2 protein-coding genes are annotated in these 2,748 nt (G+C 72.9%); one reads left to right on the forward strand and one right to left on the reverse strand.

Translation table 11 applies throughout. The features are described from left to right. Positions 1-55 precede the first annotated feature (55 nt). Positions 56-424, reverse strand: coding sequence for a PGPGW domain-containing protein (locus E3T48_RS03210; RefSeq protein ID WP_134522421.1), 369 nt, complete (start codon positions 422-424; stop codon positions 56-58). Positions 425-600: 176 nt separating this feature from the next. On the opposite strand from E3T48_RS03210, the gene E3T48_RS03215 reads away from it, so the two are divergent. Then, complete coding sequence (locus E3T48_RS03215) at positions 601-2,685, forward strand: hypothetical protein (RefSeq protein ID WP_198417613.1); 2,085 nt, start codon at positions 601-603, stop codon at positions 2,683-2,685. Positions 2,686-2,748: the final 63 nt, after the last annotated feature.

Consider the following 2,748-nt stretch of genomic DNA (forward strand, 5'->3'; position numbering starts at 1 on the left):
CCGGCTCCGGCCCGGCCTCGCCTCGGTCGCGGTCCCTGGCCTGGTCCTCGCCCGCCTAGTCGGTGCTGGCCGCGCCGCGGGTCGCGCCTCGGGCCGGGCGGGTGGCGGTGCCGCGGTTGCGCCACCGGGCCCAGAGCCGGGTCAGGATGCGCTTGAGGAATGCTCCGACCCGATGGGCCGCCGGGAATTCCGTGCCGAGGACCGCGAGCCCGAGGAAGACGATGAGCCAGCCGGGGCCGGGCAGGGGAACGAGAAGGAGGCCGATGCCGACAATTCCGGCCCCGAGGAGACCGACCAGGACGCGGTAGACCCAGCGCACCCTGGGGTGGAGTTCCACCCAGGCGCGGCACCGACGGAGGAAGCGCCGGATCGGGTGACCGGGGTTGCTGCCGCTGTCGATCTCCTCCGGAATGCTGACTCCCATGACCCGAGGGTAGAACCGCCCGCTGGGAATGGACTGCGGGCTGTCGATCCGATCAGACCCCCGGCGTGTGACGCGTCCGGGGGGTCTTTCTCGGTGTTCTCTCTTGACAGTGCGGGACTGAACCGGTTTAGTAGACACTACTGAACCGGTTCAGTGCTCGAGCCAGGAGACCCACAATGACGTACACCGCTGTTCGTTCACCATCCACCCTCAGGGTCGTCGCCCTCACGGCCGCCGTGTCGATGCTCCTGCTCGGAGCAGGCACGGCCGCCGCTGCCGCGTCGCCACCGACATCCGTCGCCCACGGAGCGCAGGCGGTCTCGGCGCCCCTGGCCAATCTCGCGCATCTCGACTTCCTCCTCGACACCGTGCCGCTCCCGGCTGTCGAGGGCCATACCACCTACGGCATCGAGGCCACGCCGACCGCCCAGGCGCCGTGGACCTACTCGGACAAGTTGGCCGACGGCAGCTACGGCCGCGTCGGCGGCGGGTCGCTCGACCCGGCCACCGGCCACTGGAGCCAGGGCGCGTACAACGCCGACGACATCGCCCGCACCGCGGTCGTCTACCTGCGCCACTGGCAGCAGACCGGCGACGCCGCCAGCCGGGAGCACGCGGTGCAGACGCTCCGCTCGCTGACCTACCTGCAGACCGCCACGGGCCCGAACGCGGGCAACGTCGTGCTCTGGCAGCAGGCCGACGGCAGCCTGACACCGAGCGCAACGCCCAGAGAGCTGCCCGACCCGAGCGACTCCGCCGAGTCGTACTGGGTGGCCCGCACGGTCTGGGCCCTCGGCGAGGGTTACGCCGCCTTCGCGGGCGCGGACCCGCAGTTCGCGGCGTTCCTCCAGGACCGGCTGCACCTCTCCCTCGACGCGCTCGAACGCCAGTCGCTGGCCAGGTTCGGCCAGTTCGACGTGGCCGACGGCGTGAAGGTGCCGGCCTGGCTGATCGCGGGCGGGGCGGATGCCTCGGCCGAGGCCGCGCTCGGGCTCTCCGCCTACGTCACGGCGGCGCCCACCGACACCGCCGCGCGCACCGCTCTCACCCAGCTGACCGAGGGCGTCGCCGCGATGTCCTCCGGATCGGTGACCCAGTGGCCGTTCGGGGCGATCATGCCGTGGAACAAGTCGCAGACCCTGTGGCACGCCTGGGGCGGCATGGCCCCGGCCGCCGTCGCGACGGCATCCGCCGCGCTCGGCCGGACCGACCTGCTCGGCGCGGCCGTGAAGGATTCCGCCCAGTTCACGGCGCAGCTGCTCGCCGCCGGCGGACCGGACAACGCCTGGAGCCCCACCCCCGGTGAGGCCCAGATCGCCTACGGGGTCGACTCGCGGGTGCAGGGCCTGGTCGCCACGGCCAAGGCAGCGAACGCCCCCGGCCTGATCGATCTGGCGGCAGTCACCGCCGCCTGGTTCTTCGGAGCCAACCGCAGTGGGCTGCCCGCCTACAACCCGGCCACCGGCGCCGCCATCGACGGCATCGAACACGATGGTCGGGTCAATCCCAACTCCGGCGCCGAATCGACCATCCACGCCCTGCTCACCATGCTGGCACTGGACGCGAATCCCGCACTGAAGGCGAAGGCGCTCGGCATCACCAGGACGGTCGGCACCAACGGCCTGAGCGTCGTCGAGGCCGAGGCCGGCACGATCACCGGAACCGGCTCCGTCGTCCGGCCCGCATCCGCGTGGACCGGCGAGGCCAATCTCTCGGGCGGGGCGTACGTCGCCCTGGCCGCGGGGGACACCCTGAGCATCCCCGTTCCGGCCGCCGACCAGGCGCGCAACGTGTACCCGATCGTGAACCAGACCGAGGCGCCCTCCGGCACCACCGCCTGGTCCGCCGGCAAGGCGAAGCTGGGCAGCACCGCCAACGGCGGCGCGGGTGCGCAGGGCATCACGGATGCGCCGGGCCGGCTCTTCCCGCTCACGCTCAAACGCTCCCTGCCGGCCGGCGCCACCCTCGTCGCCGGGACCGCCGACGGGCCGGCCGCCGTGGACGCCCTCCTCGTGCAGCCGCTCGTCTCCACCGTCTCGGTGACCGGGCCGGCCGGGGACAGCACCGTCTACATCAGCGCGGCCGGCGAAACCAGCGTGCGCACGGTCGCCGTGCCTCGCGGCTTCCGGCTGCAGCAGCAGGCGTTCGACGCGACCGGCAAGCCCGTGGCATCCGGCCGAGACGACCGGAAGGGCGATTCGTCGAACTCGGTCATGGTGGCGCCGGGCGGGTTCACCGTGGTGAAGCTGGTGCGCAAGTAGGGCATCGCCCACCGCGCCGGGCCGCGCCTGCCGCACCCTTGGGGGGGGGGGGGGGGGGGGGGG

It is taken from the genome of Cryobacterium fucosi, from assembly GCF_004403515.1.
Classification (GTDB): domain Bacteria; phylum Actinomycetota; class Actinomycetes; order Actinomycetales; family Microbacteriaceae; genus Cryobacterium; species Cryobacterium fucosi.

Excerpts from the sequence above, each read along its gene's own strand:
- E3T48_RS03210 (WP_134522421.1), bottom strand. The coding sequence starts at position 424 with ATGGGAGTCAGCATTCCGGAGGAGATCGACAGCGGCAGCAACCCCGGT.
- E3T48_RS03215 (WP_198417613.1), top strand. The coding sequence starts at position 601 with ATGACGTACACCGCTGTTCGTTCACCATCCACCCTCAGGGTCGTCGCC.